General features: G+C 68.1%; 16 protein-coding genes. 6 read left to right on the top strand and 10 right to left on the bottom strand.

Annotated elements, in window-relative coordinates; translation table 11 throughout:
• The first annotated feature begins 7 nt into the window (after nucleotides 1–7).
• From mftR to ACFVJ5_RS02535, 6 genes are all read left to right on the top strand, one after another.
• Nucleotides 8–634 carry a mycofactocin system transcriptional regulator gene (gene mftR, locus ACFVJ5_RS02560; protein ID WP_379218148.1) on the top strand — a complete coding sequence of 209 codons (627 nt, stop codon included), beginning with the start codon at nucleotides 8–10 and terminating at the stop codon, nucleotides 632–634.
• Between the two features lie 110 nt (nucleotides 635–744).
• A complete protein-coding gene (locus ACFVJ5_RS02555) occupies nucleotides 745–1650 on the top strand; it encodes an STAS domain-containing protein (protein WP_056809988.1) in 906 nt (301 codons plus the stop codon).
• 10 nt (nucleotides 1651–1660) lie between these two features.
• Nucleotides 1661–2041, top strand: coding sequence for an STAS domain-containing protein (locus ACFVJ5_RS02550; protein WP_056809990.1), 381 nt, complete (start codon nucleotides 1661–1663; stop codon nucleotides 2039–2041).
• Nucleotides 2031–2444, top strand: a complete 414-nt coding sequence (locus ACFVJ5_RS02545; protein WP_056809992.1) for an ATP-binding protein — start codon at nucleotides 2031–2033, stop codon at nucleotides 2442–2444. Before ACFVJ5_RS02550 ends, ACFVJ5_RS02545 begins: the two co-directional genes overlap by 11 nt.
• Before the next feature lie 19 nt (nucleotides 2445–2463).
• On the top strand, nucleotides 2464–3057 hold the full coding sequence (locus ACFVJ5_RS02540; RefSeq protein ID WP_170112222.1) for a SpoIIE family protein phosphatase: 594 nt from the start codon (nucleotides 2464–2466) through the stop codon (nucleotides 3055–3057).
• A 52-nt stretch (nucleotides 3058–3109) separates the two neighbouring features.
• Nucleotides 3110–5470, top strand: coding sequence for a SpoIIE family protein phosphatase (locus ACFVJ5_RS02535; protein ID WP_379218147.1), 2361 nt, complete (start codon nucleotides 3110–3112; stop codon nucleotides 5468–5470).
• Here ACFVJ5_RS02535 and ACFVJ5_RS02530 read toward each other — a convergent pair.
• Genes ACFVJ5_RS02530 through ACFVJ5_RS02485 form a run of 10 tightly spaced genes read right to left on the bottom strand, consistent with a single transcriptional unit; the run spans nucleotide 5462 to nucleotide 16748 of the window.
• Nucleotides 5462–6940: a flavin-containing monooxygenase gene (locus tag ACFVJ5_RS02530; protein WP_379218146.1), complete on the bottom strand. Its 1479-nt coding sequence runs from the start codon at nucleotides 6938–6940 to the stop codon at nucleotides 5462–5464. The two genes, ACFVJ5_RS02535 and ACFVJ5_RS02530, sit on opposite strands and share 9 nt — an antisense overlap.
• Nucleotides 6937–8418, bottom strand: a complete 1482-nt coding sequence (locus tag ACFVJ5_RS02525; protein ID WP_379218145.1) for a flavin-containing monooxygenase — start codon at nucleotides 8416–8418, stop codon at nucleotides 6937–6939. The genes ACFVJ5_RS02530 and ACFVJ5_RS02525 overlap by 4 nt, the downstream gene beginning before the upstream one ends.
• A 9-nt stretch (nucleotides 8419–8427) precedes the next feature.
• Nucleotides 8428–9600, bottom strand: coding sequence for a hydroxymethylglutaryl-CoA synthase (locus tag ACFVJ5_RS02520; RefSeq protein WP_379218144.1), 1173 nt, complete (start codon nucleotides 9598–9600; stop codon nucleotides 8428–8430).
• The gene (locus tag ACFVJ5_RS02515; RefSeq protein ID WP_379218143.1) at nucleotides 9597–10655 is read right to left on the bottom strand and encodes a hydroxymethylglutaryl-CoA reductase; all 1059 of its coding nucleotides are present in this window, start codon (nucleotides 10653–10655) and stop codon (nucleotides 9597–9599) included. The genes ACFVJ5_RS02520 and ACFVJ5_RS02515 overlap by 4 nt, the downstream gene beginning before the upstream one ends.
• Entirely contained in the window at nucleotides 10648–11745 is a 1098-nt protein-coding gene (fni, locus tag ACFVJ5_RS02510) for a type 2 isopentenyl-diphosphate Delta-isomerase (RefSeq protein WP_379218142.1), read from the bottom strand. The genes ACFVJ5_RS02515 and fni overlap by 8 nt, the downstream gene beginning before the upstream one ends.
• Complete coding sequence (locus tag ACFVJ5_RS02505; protein WP_379218141.1) at nucleotides 11742–12824, bottom strand: phosphomevalonate kinase; 1083 nt, start codon at nucleotides 12822–12824, stop codon at nucleotides 11742–11744. The genes fni and ACFVJ5_RS02505 overlap by 4 nt, the downstream gene beginning before the upstream one ends.
• The gene (gene mvaD, locus ACFVJ5_RS02500) at nucleotides 12821–13885 is read right to left on the bottom strand and encodes a diphosphomevalonate decarboxylase (protein ID WP_379218140.1); all 1065 of its coding nucleotides are present in this window, start codon (nucleotides 13883–13885) and stop codon (nucleotides 12821–12823) included. Before mvaD ends, ACFVJ5_RS02505 begins: the two co-directional genes overlap by 4 nt.
• Complete coding sequence (mvk, locus tag ACFVJ5_RS02495; protein WP_379218139.1) at nucleotides 13882–14928, bottom strand: mevalonate kinase; 1047 nt, start codon at nucleotides 14926–14928, stop codon at nucleotides 13882–13884. Before mvk ends, mvaD begins: the two co-directional genes overlap by 4 nt.
• A 36-nt stretch (nucleotides 14929–14964) precedes the next feature.
• Nucleotides 14965–15762, bottom strand: a complete 798-nt coding sequence (locus ACFVJ5_RS02490) for a methyltransferase family protein (protein ID WP_379218138.1) — start codon at nucleotides 15760–15762, stop codon at nucleotides 14965–14967.
• Nucleotides 15753–16748 carry a fatty acid desaturase gene (locus tag ACFVJ5_RS02485; protein WP_379218137.1) on the bottom strand — a complete coding sequence of 332 codons (996 nt, stop codon included), beginning with the start codon at nucleotides 16746–16748 and terminating at the stop codon, nucleotides 15753–15755. The genes ACFVJ5_RS02490 and ACFVJ5_RS02485 overlap by 10 nt, the downstream gene beginning before the upstream one ends.
• Nucleotides 16749–16753 lie beyond the last annotated feature (5 nt).

Below are 16753 nucleotides of genomic sequence, written 5' to 3'. Positions count from 1 at the left end.
TGTATCCATGTCCGCCCCGCCGCCGCGCGCACCGATGTCGATTCCGAAGCAGTCGGGGCACCGCGGGCGTCCGCCACGCACCACGCGCCGCGAGCTCGAGGTGATCGCGATGAAGCTGTTCGCCGAACACGGGTTCGACGACGTCACCGTCGAACGCATCGCCGCCGAGGCCGGGGTGAGCGAACGCACGTTCTTCCGCTACTTCCCCACCAAGGCCGAAGTGTTGTGGCACCAGTTCGACAACGAGGTCGACGACCTGCGCGCCGCGTTCGCCGCGGTCCCCGACGACGAGCCGATGATGGCGGCTGTGCGCCGAATTGTGGTAACGGCCAACAGATATCGTCCCGAGGACATCCCTGAACTGCGCACCAGAATGCGGCTCGTCTCCGGAGTTCCGGCCCTCTCGGCAGGCGCGGGGGCGCATTACGACGCGTGGGAGCACGCCGTCGGAGAGTTCGCGGCGAGCCGCCTCGGCGCCGACGCGGGCGACCTGATTCCCCTCGCCATCGGGCGCACCACCCTGGCCGCCGCACGGGCCGCGTTCGATGCCTGGCTCGAACGCGGTGACACCGATCTCACCGTCTATCTGAATCAGGCGCTGCGCGCGCTGGAACGCGGGTTCGCCCCGGAATAGCCGGGCGCGCCACGTTTGGGCAGCACCACAGAGGGGGTATGAGTAGGCTCAGGCTCAACGCGCACTGTGCGCACCGAAAACATCCGTCGTCGAAAGGGGCAGGGGTTTCCATGTCCGAGGTGTCCACGAGTCTTTCGGCGGATTCGCTGCCGGCGCAACCGCTCGACAACCTGCTCCCGCAGCTGGTCGAGCACCTGCGGCAGAACCGCACCGGGCTGCGGGAAGAGTGGGCACGGCGCATCACCGAAGCCGAACTGCTGACCGCGATGACCCCGGAGGAGATCTTCTCCGAGGCGACGTCGATGTACGACAACTACGTCGAGGTGCTCGTCACCGGTAGCGTCGAGGCACTGCAGGCCTACGCCCGCGACCTGTCCGAGCGCATCATTCCGCGAGGCGTCGAGACCGACGAGGTCATCGGCATCGTCCTGCTGCTGCGCGACGTGCTGGCACGCAGCCTCTTCGAGAAGTACCAGTCCAACTTCGAGCTGCTCAATCGCGTGCTCGACGCCTACGAACCGGCCGCCAACCGCATCGCCAACACCGTGGCCGTGTCGTTCGTGCAGGAGCGCGAGCGCGTCATCAGCCGCCAGCAAGAGGCCATCCGCGAGCTGTCGACCCCGGTTCTGCAGGTTCGCGAGCAGCTGCTCATCCTGCCGATCATCGGTGTGCTCGACTCCCAGCGCGCCCGCCAGCTCACCGAGCAGCTGCTGCGCGCCATCCGCGCCAATCGCGCCAAGGTGGTCGTCATCGACATCACCGGTGTGCCCGCGATCGACTCCGTGGTGGCCAACCACCTCGTGCAGACCGTCGACGCGTCCGGCCTGATGGGCGCGAGCGTGATCATCACCGGCCTGTCCTCGGAGATCGCGCTGACCCTGGTGACCATCGGCCTCGATCTGTCCAAGATGAACGCGGTCGGCGACCTCCAGGGCGGTATCGAAGAGGCCGAGCGTCTCCTCGGATACGAGGTCTCCCGAGTGACCGAGCGCTTGAGCGAGCGGGACGGGCGCTGACCAAGCCACCATGCCGGTACCTATTCTCAAGCAGGGCACGTACCTGATCGCCTCGGTACAGTCGGCCCTGACCGACGCCGACACCGAGCGGCTACAGGACGACCTGATGAAGCAGGTCAGTCGCTATCGCGCGACCGGCATCATCGTCGACGTCACCGCCATCGATGTGATGGACTCCTTCGCCGCGCGCTCGTTGCGCACCATCGCGCACATGACCCAGTTGCGCGGCGCCGAAACCGTCATCGTCGGGCTGCAACCCGAAGTCGCCTTCGCCATGGTGCAACTGGGCCTTACATTCGAAGACATGCACACCGCGCTGGATCTCGAGGAAGGCCTCTCCTGGCTGAATCGGCACCCGCGGCGACGAGACGGTCGCGACAGTGGCCGCTGAGCAGGTGGCGATCGCGGTCAAGGTGTCCGAGGACATCGTCACGGCCCGGCAGGCCGGGAGCGAGTTGGCCGGTGACCTCGGGTTCACCCTCACCGACCGCACCATGATCTCCACTGCCATCTCCGAAATCGCCCGCAACATCACCAGTTACGCGGGAAGCGGCGAGATCAGGCTGCTCATCGACTTGCGCGAGGGTCGCCGCGCGCTCGTCATCCAAGCCGAGGATCAGGGTCCCGGCATCCGCGACATTCCCCGCGCGCTGGAAGACGGCTATTCCACCGGCCGCGGACTCGGACTCGGACTGCCCGGCGCGCGCAGGCTGATGGACCGCCTCACCATCGATTCCGCCCCGGGCCGCGGGACGTTGATCGAGATGTGGAAGTGGGTACCCGACGTTGCATGAGGACGGGATCATCGGGCGCATGGAGTGGTCGACGGCCGGTCGGGCACTGCCCGGCCAGGACGTCTCCGGTGACCGCGCGCTCGTGCTCGACACCGGCGCCGGTGTGCTGTTCGCGGTGCTCGACGGGCTCGGTCACGGTGCGCCCGCGGCCGAGGCCGCTGATCGCGCGACGGTCATCCTCACCGAGAACTGTGGCGAACCGCTGGATGTGCTGATGGTGCTCTGTCATCGCGCGATGGTCGAAACTCGCGGCGCCGCGGTGTCGTTGGCATTGATCGAGCCGGGTGAGACGCTGCAGTGGCTCGGTGTGGGCAACGTCGATTCGCGACTGCTCACCCTCGGCCCTGCCGGTCCGGAGCTGCGGGCCACGATGCTGCTCACCGGCGGCATCGTCGGGTACCGGCTGCCCTCGCACCTGCAGCCGCAGACGCTGCCGATCCGCCCCGGCGATCTGCTGCTGATGGCTACCGACGGGATCGTCGCGGTCGGCCCGGAATCGCTGGACCTGGCCAAACCGGCCACTGCCATCGCGGGCGATCTGCTCGCCCGCGACGCGAAGGACACCGACGACGCGCTGGTGCTGGCGGCGCGTTTCCGTGGGCCGTGCCCGTGAGGCCCCGAGACCGCGGCCCGATCGCACCGACCCGGCCGATGAGAGGTTGCCGATGAGCGCTGTCCTGGTCGCATTTCTCGACGACTATTCGGCGGCCATGCGCCGCCACGTCGCCGCACCAGGCCAGGCCGGCCTCTCGGAGGGATACGACCTCGGCAGGCGGGCCCTCGTGGAAGGCATCAGCCTGCTCGATCTCACCGAGCATCACTTCCGGGCCGTCGCCGAGGACGCCGACACCCAGGCCGATCCGCGCCGCGCCGAAGTGGCCCTGGAGTTCCTGTTGCAGACGATGGCGGCGCTCGATATCGCCACCCGCGGCTATCTCGACGGCACCCGCCGCTACGAGCAACAGCGTTCCCGCGCGGAGGATCTCGAAGGCCGCGACGCGTTTCGCACCGCGCTCGTCGAGTCGTTGCAGGACGGGTTCTTCGTCGCCGACGACCACGGCACCATCGTCGAGGTGAACTCCGCGTTCGGGGTACTCACCGGCTACGGCGCCACCGAGGTGCCGTTCTCGCTACCGCACCCCTGGGCACTGAGCGATCGCACCGGCTACCCCCAGATCGGCACGGAGGCAGCGCGATTCGTGATGCCGGTGCGGCATCGCGACGGCCGGGAACGCTGGCTGGCGGTGAGCGCGAGCTCGCTGGTGAAGCAGGAGAACGACGAGCGGATCTTCGTCGGCACCGTGCGCGATGTGACCGCCGAGCACGACGCGCAGGCCCGCGACCAGGCCGCCTCGCGCCTGGCCACCGCCGTCGGCGCGGCGACGAGCATGGTCGAGGTCCTCGCGGTCGGACTCGACGAGCTGCGCCGGACCATGGGCGCCGAGACCGCGCTGGTCGCGATCTGGCCGAGCCGGACCGGACGCCCCGATGTCTATTCCTGCGGCGTGACGCCTTCGAACAGCGAAGAAGCGGAGCCCGCTCCCGAAACTATCAGCGCCGCATCACAATTCATCGCGACGCCGATGCGGCAGAGTGGCCCGCGCGCCGACGGCCCCGTCGTGCTCGACGACGACACCCAGGCCCTGCTCGATCGCTCGCGCAGGCAATCCGCCCGTGGCCTGTCGGCCATCACCGGTGACGAGGGCGGGGTCGACGCGGTCGTCGCGCCGCTCGGCGAGACCGGTGACGCGGCGCTGTGGGTGCGTTTCGGCGCGCCGCGCGCGGTGAGCGCCGCCGACTGGGCCCTGTACTCGCTGCTCGTCGGCCATCTCAGCGTGGCACTGCAGCGCGCCCGCAACTTCGATCAGGCGCGTGCCACCTCGCTCACCCTGCAGCGGGCGATGCTCGGACCGATCGAACTGCCGCCCCGGTTCTCGGTGCACTACGAACCCGCCCTGCCACCGCTGGAGATCGGCGGCGACTGGTACGACGTGGTGCCGTTGCGTGACGGCACCATCGGCGTCGTCGTCGGCGACTGCGTCGGCCGTGGTCTGTCGGCCGCCGTGGTGATGGGCCAATTGCGTACCGCGGCACGGGCTCTGCTGCTGCGTGGGGCCGGACCGGCACAGCTGCTCGCCGAACTCGACGCCGTGGCCTCCCGGATCCCGGGCGCCATGTGTACGACGGTGTGCGCGGCGGTGCTCGACCCGGAGCGCGGGATGGTGCGGTACTCGAACGCGGGCCACATGCCGCCCGTCCTCGCGCCACCTGGTGGACCGGGCCGGATCCTCGAAGGCGGACGCGCGGTCCCCCTGGCCACCTTCGACACGCCGCGCAGGCCGGAGGCCACGACGGCGCTCCCGCCGGGCGCCACCCTGGTGCTGTTCACCGACGGCCTGGTCGAACAGCGCGGGTACGACATCGCCGAGGGCTTCGTCAAGATCGCCGAAGTGCTCAGCGAAACCGGCGCCGCACTCCCCCGCGACGTCGCCGACGCGGTGCTGTCGCGGCTGTGCCCGCCCGCGGGGTACGACGACGACGTCGCCATGGTCGTCTACCGCCAGCCCCCGGAGCCGCTGAGCCTCGACTTTCCCGCTGCCGCGACCGAACTGGCCGGGGTGCGCCGTGGTCTCTACCGCTGGTTCGCCACCGCCGCGGTTCCGCACGACCTGGCCGCCGACCTCGTCGCGGCCGCCAACGAGGCCTGCAGCAACAGCGTCGAACACGCCTACCGTGACACCGAACCGGGCCGCGTGAACCTCACGGCCCGCTGCGACGGTGACCGGGTGGTCCTGGAGATCGCCGACAACGGCAACTGGATCCCCACTCCCACCGACCCCGGCTACCGCGGTCGCGGCGTGGAGATGATGCGGGTACTCACCGAGGATCTCACCTTCGACCACGACGAGACCGGCACCCGGGTGCGCATGTGGGTGACCCTGCCCTCGATCACCTTCCCCACCGCGAACCCGCTGCGGGCCTCCTCGCGGCCGCCGACTGTCAGCTCGCGGCAGAATTCATTCTGACCGGGTCGTCTCGTAGGCCTCGACGTCGAAGGTCTTCAGCATCCGATGGAACCGGAAGCTGAAATCCGGCCACAGGGTGGCGTTGTGGCCGTTCTCGTCGACGAACCAGCTGGTGCAGTCGCCCGCGTTCCACACGGTGCCGTCGAATTTCTTCTGCAGGTCCCGGTTGTAACCGGCCTGCGCGTCCGCCTTGACCTCGACCGTGCGCAGCCCACCGGCCGCCATCGTGGTGATGGCGTCGCTGATGTAGTTGATCTGGGATTCGATGGTGAAGATCGCCGAGGTGTAGCTCAGCGCGGCGTTCGGGCCGATCATCAGGAACATGTTGGGGAAGTTCGCGATGGTCGTACCCTTGTACCCGCTCATCCCTTCGGCACCGAAAACCTCGGACAGCGTGCGGCCGTCCCGCCCGCTGATCAGGTCGTAGGTCGGCGAGTCGGCGATCCGGAAGCCCGTCGCCAGCACGATGGCGTCGACTTCACGCTCGGTGCCGTCGTTCGCGACGATCGACTGCTCGCGGATCTCGGCGATGCCGTCGGCGACGACCTCGACGTTGTCGCGGGCCAGCGCGGGGTAGTACACGTTCGAGACCAGCATTCGCTTGCACCCGAGACGGTAGCCGGGCGTGACGGTGCGACGCAGTTCCCGGTCCCGGATCACCGACCACATCTTCAATCGCGCACCGCGCGAGAAGAAGTCGGCGAACGGTGGGTACTTGGACTGCCAGAGCACGAACGACTCACGCACCCAGTACACGCCGACGCGCGCCAACCGCTGCGCACCCGGAACACGCCGGTAGTAGAGGCGTTCCAGCCACGAGTACTTGCGTCCCATCCGCGGCAACACCCACGGCGCGCTGCGCTGATACAGGTCGAGCTTGGCGACCTCACCCGCGATGGACGGCACGATCTGGATCGCGGACGCACCGGTGCCGACGACCGCGACCCGCTTGCCCGCGAGCTCGAACTCGTGATCCCAGCGCGCGGAGTGGAACATCGCGCCACGAAACGTGGTGATGCCCTTGATGTCGGGCAGCTTCGGGGTACTCAGCGGGCCTGCCGCCGACACCATGATGTCGGCGGTGTAGGAGCCGTCGCTGGTCTGGATCTCCCAGCGCGCGGTGTCGTTGTTCCAGCGCGCGCCGATGACCTCGCAGTCGAGGACGATCGAGTCGCGCACCCCGTGCCGGTCGACTACGTCCTGGACATACCGCTGGATCTGCGGCTGCGTCGAGAACGAATGCGTCCAGTGCGGATTGCGGGCGAACGAGTACGAATACAGCTGCGACGGGACATCGCACCCGGCGCCGGGATAGGTGTTGTCGCGCCACGTACCGCCGATATCGCCGGCCCGCTCGAAGACGACGAAGTCGGCGATCCCCAACTGGCGCAGTCGAACAGCCACACCCAGCCCGGCGAAGCCGGCGCCGATGATCGCGACGCGGGTGTGGCGCGTCGACGGTGCGGTCATCGTGTCTTCGTCGTGGTGTCGTAGGCGTCGATGTCGAACGTGCGCACCATTCGGCGGTATTTGAAGCTGAAGTCCGGCCACAGCGCCGAGTTGTTGCCGTGCTTGTCGAGGAACCAGCTGGTGCAGCCGCCGTTGACCCACACGGTGCGGGCCATCTTCGGCTGGAGCTTCTCGTTGTATTCGACCTGCGCGTCCAGGCGGACCTCGAAGGACTGCAGGTTGCGCTGCTCCATCGTGGTGATCGCGTCGACGATGTAGTTGATCTGGGACTCGATGATGTAGATCAGCGAGGTGTAGTTCAACCCCGAGTTCGCCCCGAGCATGAAGAAGATGTTCGGGAAATTGGCGACCGTGGTGCCCTTGTACATCTGGTAGCCCTCGGCATCGGCTGCCTCCGACACCGTCCGGCCGTCGCGACCGGTGTACAGGTTGAACGTCGGCGAATCGGCGACGTGGAAACCGGTGGCCAGCACGATCGCGTCCACCTCCCGCTCCGTGCCGTCCTCGGACACGATCGAACCGCTGCGGACCTCGGCGATGCCGTCGGTGACGACGTCGACGTTGTCACGATCGAGCGCACCGTAGAACTTGTTCGACACGAGCATGCGCTTGCAACCGATCCGGTGCTGGGGCAGCACTTTTCGGCGGAGCTCCGGGTCACGGATCTCGAAGCGCATCTTGAATCGCCCGACCGTCTCGAGCACGATGCCGGTCCACGGATACTTCACCTGCGTGATCACGAACAGCTCGCGCGTGATGTAGATCAGCGCCCGGATGAACCGTTGCAGGCCCGGAACGCGTTTGAAGGCAAAGCGTTCCAGCCCGAGGTACGGCCGCGAGATCTGCGGCATCACCCAGGTGGCGGTGCGCTGGTACACGTCGAGGTGCTCCACCTCGGGTGCGATCGACGGAACGATCTGCACCGCCGAGGAACCGGTGCCGATGACGGCGACCTTCTTGCCGGCCAGGGTGGCGTCGTGGTTCCACCGCGCGGAGTGGAAGATCTCGCCCTCGAAGCTCGAGATGCCCTTGATATCGGGCAGATTCGGCTCGGCGAGCACACCCGCCGCCGAGACGATGAAATCGGCGGTGAAGGCGCCCTTGCCGGTCTCGATGTCCCACCGGCCGTCGGCGTCGTTCCAGCGGGCCGAGGTCAGCGCGCAGTCGAAGATGTGCTTGTCACGAACGCCGTAGCGTTCGGACACAGTGCGCAGGTACTGCTCGATCTCCGGCTGAGGCGAGAACGACCGGGACCAATCAGGATTGAGCGCGAACGAATACGAGTACAGGTGCGAGGGCACATCGCAGCCCGCACCCGGGTAGGTGTTGTCGCGCCAGGTCCCGCCGACATCGGGGCCGCGTTCGATGACCACGAAGTCGGACAGGCCACGCTGGCTCAGCCGGATGGCGGTGCCGAGGCCGGACAGCCCACTGCCCACGATCATGACCTGGACGTGGCGTGTGTCGTTACTGCTCATGGGGCGACCTCAGCGGGATTCGTAGATGCGTTTGTGACCGGAGACGGCGGCCAGCCGGAACGGGCGGCGAGTCTCCTCGACCATGGCGTGGTAGGCGCCGTCGCTGGGCGAGGTGGCCTCGTGCAGGTCCCGGTAGCGCTCGTAACCGAGCAGCTCACGCGAGCTGATCGCCGCCAGGTTCGCCTCGGTGCGCAGGTGCTCGCGGTAGCCGGGCTGCACGGTGCCACTGAAGAATTCGGCGACGCTGCCCGACCCGTAACTGATCATCGCCAGCGCCTTGTCGGTGAGGTCCCCCGAATGGTCGAGCAGCGAGGCCAAGCCGAGATAGAGCGAGGCGGTGTAGCTGTTGCCGACCGTGCGGTTGTAGGTGGTCGTGGCGCCGATCGCGGCCTCGATGGCGTCGGCATCGGCGGTGTGGCCCTGGCTCTCGAGCAGGTGGCGGTGTGCCTTGTAGGCCATCTTGGTGAAGGGCTGGTGGTAGCAGAACGCGGCGAACTCACCGAGCTCACGACCGCCCTGGCGGCGGTAGTCGGTCCACGCCTCCTGGGCGGCCTTCTGGTAGGCGTTGACCGAGGTCTTGCCGTCCACGATGGCTTCGGTGCGGTAGTTCGGGCGCCAGAAGTCCATGATGTCGGCGCTGTAGAGACCCGAGACCGGGTCCAAAGCCAGGATCGCCGGGTCCGCGGTGACCAGCATCGCGACGGCGGCGGCGCCCTGGGTCGGCTCACCCGGGGTGTCGAGCTCGTACTTCGCGATGTCGGCGGCGATGACCAGCACACGCTGCGACGGGTCGCGAGCGATCAGCCCCGCCGCGAACTGCAGCCCGGCGGTACCGCCGTAGCACGCCTGCTTGAGCTCGACGACACGGGCGGCGTTGGGCAGCCCGATCAGCGAATGCAGGTACAGCGCAGCGGCTTTGGACTGGTCGACACCGGTCTCGGTGGCCAGCAGCACGGTGCGGATGTTGTCGGTGCCGTGCCGTTCCAGGATCGGCTTGGCGGCGGCCGCGGCGATGGTGACGATGTCCTCGTCGGCGGCGGCGACACTCATCTTCTCCTGGCCGATGCCGAGGTAGAACTTGTCACGATCCACGCCGAGTCGCTCGGCGAGGACGGCGTGATCGAGAGCGTAGTGGGTGGTGGCGAACGAGAGGTCGTGGATACCGACCGGTGTAGTTGTCATCGTGGGCTTCCGTTGCTCGTGGTGGACCGCTCGAATTGGGTATGGGCACGCATCAATTCACCGCGATTGGTCTGTGCCGCCATCAGCGACAGCTCCCCGCACAACACGGTGGCCGCCCCGATCACCGCGAGGCGTCGGGCGTTCTCGCCGGGCTGCCGATCTTCGCGGCAGCCGAGGCGTTCCAGGTTCTCGTCGACGAAACTCGCGTGCTTGCCGTTGCCGACCGTGCCCACGATCAGGTTGGGCAGGGTGCACGAGAAGTAGAGGTCGCCGTCGCGATCCTCGGCATGGGTGATGCCCTGGGATCCTTCGACGATATTGGCGGCGTCCTGGCCGGTCGCCAGGTAGTACGCGAGCAGCATGTTGGCGTAATGCGCGTTGGCGGAACGGATTCCACCCGCCAGCAGGGTACCGATCAGGTTCTTGCGGATATTGAGCTGCACCACCTGCGCCGCGGTGGTGTGCAGGCGCTGTTCGACCACCTCGCGCGGGATGAGCAGTTCGGTGATCACGTTCTTACCGCGACCGAGAATGCCGTTGACCGCGGTGGCCTTCTTGTCGGTGCAGTAGTTGCCCGAGATCGAGCCGTAGCGCACCCCGGGCATGGTCGACAGGATGTGATCCATCAGGTGGTCACTGGCCAGGGTCGCCATGTTGTGGCCCGACGCGTCACCGGTGGTGAACTCGAAGCGCAGGAACAGCAGGTTGCCGGTGATCTGATGGTGCAGGTCGATGAGCCGGGCGAAACGGCTACTGCCCGCGACCACCTCCTGGAGCTCGGCCATGCGGCCTTCCAACTGCTGGACCGTGGTGTACGCGGTGTACGCGTCGTCGGCTTCGAGCAGGATCGAGCGCGTCATCCGCTCGTCGATCAGCGTCGCGACGATGCCCTTTTCGGCCAGGGTGCTGATCCGCGCGCCGCGCCCGACCGAGGGCCACAGCGGGGTTTCGTAGGTGGCGAGGGGAACGTCGACGGCGTCGTCGACGACATTTCCGGTAATGCGGACAGGCCCCACCCACTGCAGCGGCACCGCCGCGTACGACATGTCATTCATGGGTGACTCCTTCTCGATTTTCGGATTCACGCCACCAGGGGCTCCGGTGGGCAAGTGCTGCGGCGTCGATACCGCGAAGCCGGCAGAAGCTCGCGACGTCGCCGGTGATGAGCAGGTCGGCGCCGACCAGATCCGCCGGGGTGCGGGCGCCGAGAACGGTGAGGATGGTGCGCAGCTGGTCGAGCCAGGTCCCGATCTGGTCGACCAGGGCGGCGGTGTCGTGGCTCACCAGCGTTTCCAGGAACGCGCCCGCGACACCGGTCGCGTCGGCGCCCAGCGCGAGCGCGCGCGCGATGTCCAGCGGCGAGCGGATGCCACCGGTGGCGGCGATGTCGATGCCGGGGATGCCGGCGCAGTCGAGCAGGCAGTTCGGGGTGGACTGGCCCCAGCTCTCGATGAACCCGAAGTCGCCGCCGACGCGCCGATCGTTCTCGATGCGAGCGAAGTTGGTGCCGCCGCGGCCACCCACGTCGGCCACGGACACGCCCGCCTCGCGCAACCAGGTGACGGTCTGTCTGCTCAGGCCGAACCCGACTTCCTTGACGAAGACCGGCACCGCGGTATCGGCGACGATACGTTCGATCTGGCGCGGCCATGCCCCGAACGAGCGGTCGCCCTCGGGCATGACCACTTCCTGCACGGCGTTGAGATGGATCTGCAACGCATCGGCTTCGAGCAGATCGATGGCGCTGCGCACCTGGTCGACGGTCGCGTTCGCATTGACGTTGGCCATCACGAATCCGTGCGGATTCTCCTCGCGCAGCACACGATAGGTGCCCGCGACCGACGGATCACGGAAGTAGGCGCTCATCGAACCGGAGGCGATGGGGATGCCGGTCTCGCGCGCGGCGATGGCGAGCTGGCGGTTGATCTCGCCGGTCTTGGTGCTGCCGCCGGTCATCGCGTTGACGAACAGCGGGGTGTTCCACTGCTTCCCGGCGACTTCGACGGCCAGGGAGACGTCCTCGGCATCGATGCCGGCGAGGGCGTGGTGGACAAAGGTGACCGAATCGAAGTCACTGACCCCGGTGGCCTGGCGTTGGTGGTTCACCGCGTGGCGAACGTGGTCGTCCTTGCGATCGGCGATCATCGTGGGTCCCCTTCGACAAGGTGGGTTCGCAGGGGCAGCGGGCGGATTCCGGCGGTGATCCAGCGCCCGGTGAGTTCGGCGATCGCCGCGGGGCGGGTGCGTTCGATGAGCGCGATACCGCAGTCACCGCCACCGGCGCCCGAGGGCTTCGCCGCCGCGCCCACCGCGGCGCCCGCGTCGCACAGTGCGTGCAGACGCGGCGTCATGATGCCGAGGCCCGACATCGCGTCGAGATCGACGAGCAGTGTTCGCGCGCTGTCGATTTCGATGCGCATGGCGCGGGAGTCGTCGGCCTCGATCGCGGCAACGAGCCGTTCGACACACTCGTCGCTGTGCGCCCGGAAGGTGGTGCGGTCACCGTCGAGTCCGGCGACCAGCGCCGGTGTGGAGGCGGGGTTCCCGGTCCAGCCGACCTGCAGGGTGAGCTCGGTCGGGGTGGGCAGCGGGCGCACCGACAGGCCAGGCCACGGTGAACGCAGGGCCGCGTCGACGCCGTCGCGGGCGAGCGAGGCCGCCACCTGTGCGCGGTCCGGGGATCGGTAGGCGAGCCAGCCACCCCAGGTACTCACGGCGACATCGCCGCCCGAGGCACGGGGATTGACCGCGATCGTGGCGAGCATGGCCAGCCGGTACCGATCCATGGGATCGAGCCCGAGGGCGAAGTGCTGCCCGAGAGCGGCGACGGTGGCCACCGTGACGGCCGCGCTCGACCCCAAGCCGAACTTGCGACCGTCGGCGTCGCCGAGGTCGGCGGTGACGCTCAGCCGGAAGGCGGAGACAGGGACGGCCCGTTCCAGGAGCAGCCGGTGAACTACCGAAACGGCCGCGAAGACATACGAAAAAGCCGCTGGCACAACAGCATCGGAGGTAGGCGCCAATTCGTCACCGTGACGCACGCACGACAGTGTGCGGCCGCCGTCCAGATCCGAGTGCAGGGTGATCCCTTCGTCGGGATCCGCCGCCGTGACCGTGGCGGTCGCGTAGCGGTCGACCGCCGTGAGCACCGCGAGGTGTCCCGGCTCGACCACGGCGTATTCCCCGGCGATGAAGAGCTTTCCCGGTGCGCGACAACTGGTCATCGATCGCCACCCGCCGCCGGTGCACCGGCCGTCGTCAGCGACGCGCCGGGACCGATGTGCGCGGTCCGGGTGGTGACGAAATCGCCGAGTCCGTCCAGGGTGGCGTCGACCAGTGGCGCGTCCGCACGCGAGCACAACACTTTGACGTTCGGACCCGCGTCGATCGTGGCGTACGCCATGATCCCGTCGGCGCGCAGCGCGAGGACCGCGTCGAGGATGGCGAGCGAATGCGGTGACAGGTAGCGGATTCCCGGGCGTGCGGTGAGCATGGTGGCGTGCATGCCGAGGGCGTTGCGCTCGGCGATCTCGCCGATCGCGGGAAGGTCTCGTCGCGCGACGGCTTTGCGCATCTCCGCCAGATCGAGCACCGACGATTCGGCCCACGGGCGATAGAACGGCGAGGTGGCGGTGGTCTCGCGCATGGCGACACGGCTCGAGACCGCCTTCGCGCCCTGGTTCACCACGGCGACCACCAGAGCCGGGTCCAGGTCGTCGCCGCCGATCGGCTCCGCGAACGAACTCAGGTCCCCCGCTTCGCCTTCGCCCTCACCGGCGTGCCAGACGACGAATCCACCGAAGATGGAGCGCGAGGCGGAGCCGGAGCCGCGCCGGGCCAGTCGCGACAGGGCGCGACCGTCGAGGTCGAGCTCATAGGCGGCCGCGGCGGCGGTGGCCAGGGCCGCGAAGCCGCTCGCCGAGGAGGCCAGACCGGCGCCGGTGGGCCCGGCGTTGGACGTCACCACCATCGCACGGTCGGCCCGACCGGCCTTGGCGCGCACCAGATCCAGGAACGTCTCGATGCGGGTACGCGCGGCACCGGTCGCCGCGACGCCGTTGAACTCGACGACATCGGCCGGTCCCTCGATCACCCGCACCGACGTGGTGGTCGGGAAGATGTCGAGGGTCATCGACAGGCTGCCGGTGACAGGCAGGAACAGGTCCTCGTCCCGCTTGCCCCAGTACTTCACCAGGGCGATGTTCGGGTACGCGACCGACTCGGCGGACGGCCCGGTCACGGCGCCGCGCTCGGCGACCGCGGGTGATGCGGGAGTGAAAGTCATGGATTGACACCGTGTTCCGAGGTCGAGACGGATAAGGACTCCGCGCCTGAACGCAGGCTGCGGGTGGGGACCGTCCAGGTCTGTACCGCGCCGGCGCGGCGCAACGCGGCGCTGACCGTACGCGCGTCCCCGGTCTCGGTGAGCGCGAGGACACAGCCGCCGAGCCCGGCGCCGGTGAGCTTGGCGCCGTACGCGCCCGCGTCGAGCGCCGCGGCGACCAGCGTGTCGATGTGCGGGGTACTGACGCCGAGTCCGGCGAGCAGGTCCTGGAAGTCGAGCATCGCCCGGCCCAGCGACGCGGCGTCCCCGGACGAGAGGTCTGCCGCGGCACCGCTGATCAGCTCGCCCGCCCTGGTCAGCACCCGGCGCGCGGACCGCGGATCGCGGTCGAGTGTGCGGCGCACCCCGGCGACCGCGTGCTGGGTGGACCCGGGTACCCCGGTATCGGCGATCACCAGCGCGGCGTCGAGACCGATATCGAGTGCGGTGGCGGCGCCCTCGTGGAACAGGATCGGGCCGTCGGCCAGTACCGCGCTCGCATCGATGCCGCTGGCTCGGCCGTGCGCGATCTGTTCACCGCACTGCACGAGTTCGTAGAGCGTGGCGGCATCGACGGTCCGGCCGTGCAGGTCGGCGACCGCACGCACCGCCGCGCCGGCGCAGGCCGCGCTCGATCCGAGCCCGCGAGCGAGCGGAATGTCGCACTCCATCACCACATCGGCGATATGACCGGTCAGGCCCCAGCGCCGCAACGCCTCCTCGACCGCGACGCGCGGTCCGGACAACGTGTTCTCCACGGCATTCGGATTGCCCGCGACGAACCCGAAGTGTCCTTCGGGAACCTCGATGACGCCGCCGGGGGCGCCGGGACGCGCGATCGCCCGCACCGACAGGGTCGGCAGCGGAAACGCGATGGCGGGCGTCCCGTGCACCACGGTGTGCTCACCCAGCAGGATCGCCTTGGCGTGGGCTCGGCCCACGCCACGGACCGGGCCGGTCGCTGTGGAGCTGTGTTCAGTACGTTCTCGAACGGGACTGTTCACGACGATTCCTCTCCAGACTCGGCCCGGCCGTGCCGGTTACCGAGACGATCGACCGAAAATGGCGCGCACGGACGGGAAGAACGCGGGCACCTGCGCGGCGTACGCGCGGTAGGACGCACCGAAACGAGCGATGAGATCGCGCTCCTCCAGGTAGGTTCCGAGCAGGATGTACCCGGTCAGCCCGAGCGCCCACACCAGGTGTCCGACGGTGAACTCACTGGCGAACCAGAACGACACCAGCAGACCGGTCATCAGCGGATGGCGAACCAGCTTGTAGACGCCGTTCACCTGCAGCCGGTCGACCGTCGCGTCCGGTACCTGGATCACATACTGGCGGTAGGCCTGACTGATGCCGAGCAGGTGGAAGTGGTTGAGCAGCAGGGTAGCCGCGTAGACCAGCACGAAACCGATCCAGAACCCGGTGTCGAGCACCACCCCGAGCGCGCCGTCGGCCGACCACAGCACGTGCGGCACCGGCTGCCACGCCAGCATGATCACCCACATCACCAGGCACACGCCGATGATGTAGACGGTGCGCTCGAGCGCCTCGGGCACCCAGCGGGTGATGAACGCCTTGAACGAGGGCCGGGCCATTCCCGAGTGCTGCAGCGCGAACAGCGCGAGCAGCACCAGGTCGATCGCGATCGCGGGGACCGCGGACAGGTGCGGTCCCTTGTCCACCGTCTTGGGCAGCCACCAGCCGCCGGCGAACAGCAGCATCAGCGGCACCGTGATACCGGCGAACCCGTAGACGGCGAAGGAGAACAGGAACGGGACGAGACGCGACGGGCTCTTCACCACGCCCCGAACCTGTTGCGGTGACATCAGATCCATGCGAACCACGGCAGGTAGCGTGAGCGAACGGTGCCCGCTTCCAGACGCGATTCCAGGCGCGCCTTCCACTTGTTGCCGTACCCCTCGTTGAGGAAGCCGCCGGGCACGACCAGACGCCAACCCGACTGCGCCACCATCCAATACGGCACGATGACGCCGGGGTTCACGTCACGCATGTAGTCGAGCTTGTCGGGGATCTGGCTCCAGTGGATGCCGGGGTAGCGGTGGTGCACGCTGTGGTAGCCCTGGTTGAAGATCAGGAAGTTGAGGATGTTGCCCGCGTTGTTCAGCGAGGTGCTCGGCTCATCGGTGAATCCGCGCGCGGGGGCGTGGCTCAGCCAGGCGAAGTAGCCGGCGTTGACCTGGGTGATCAGGAACGGCACCCAGTAGAACAGCACGAACTTCTCGAAGCCGGCGACGTACCACACAGAGCCGATCACGGCGGCGTACACCGCGAGGTCGAAGATGAACTGGTGGCGCGTCTTACGACGGCGCGGCGCCGGATTCGCGGCGAAAACCGTACGCACCGTGTGGATCTTGACGACCATGCCGTAGCGGACCCAGTACCAGAGGGCGCCGATGCCCTTGTCCAGGCCGGTGGTCGCGGTGACATCGCCCGGGCCGTCGTTGAACCGGTGATGGTTGAGGACGTGCACCTCGCGCATCTCGGCCGCGGTCAGGTTGCCGGGCAGGCAGCACAGGATGTCGACCACCCGGTTGGGGAACTTGGACACGAACAGCGGCCGATGGGTGTGCATGTGCATCACGCCGATGGTCAGCGAGAGGTTCAGCAGCGAGAGCACGATGATCAGCGGCACCGCGATGTACCAGGTGGAGGTGCCTGGAATGAACAGCGCGGCGGAGGTCATGCCGATCCACAACGCGATGTGGAGCAGCGGGCCGACGTTGGATGCGTGCTCGAGTTTGAACACGCGCCGGCTGAACGGCGGTTTCTCTGTGGGCGCGACGGGCGTTCCGGTGCTCATAGGAG

The organism is Nocardia sp. NPDC127606 (assembly GCF_042671725.1).
Lineage (GTDB): Bacteria > Actinomycetota > Actinomycetes > Mycobacteriales > Mycobacteriaceae > Nocardia.
Note: the sequence above shows the minus strand (reverse complement) of the source record. Positions and strands in the feature narration are given on the sequence as shown.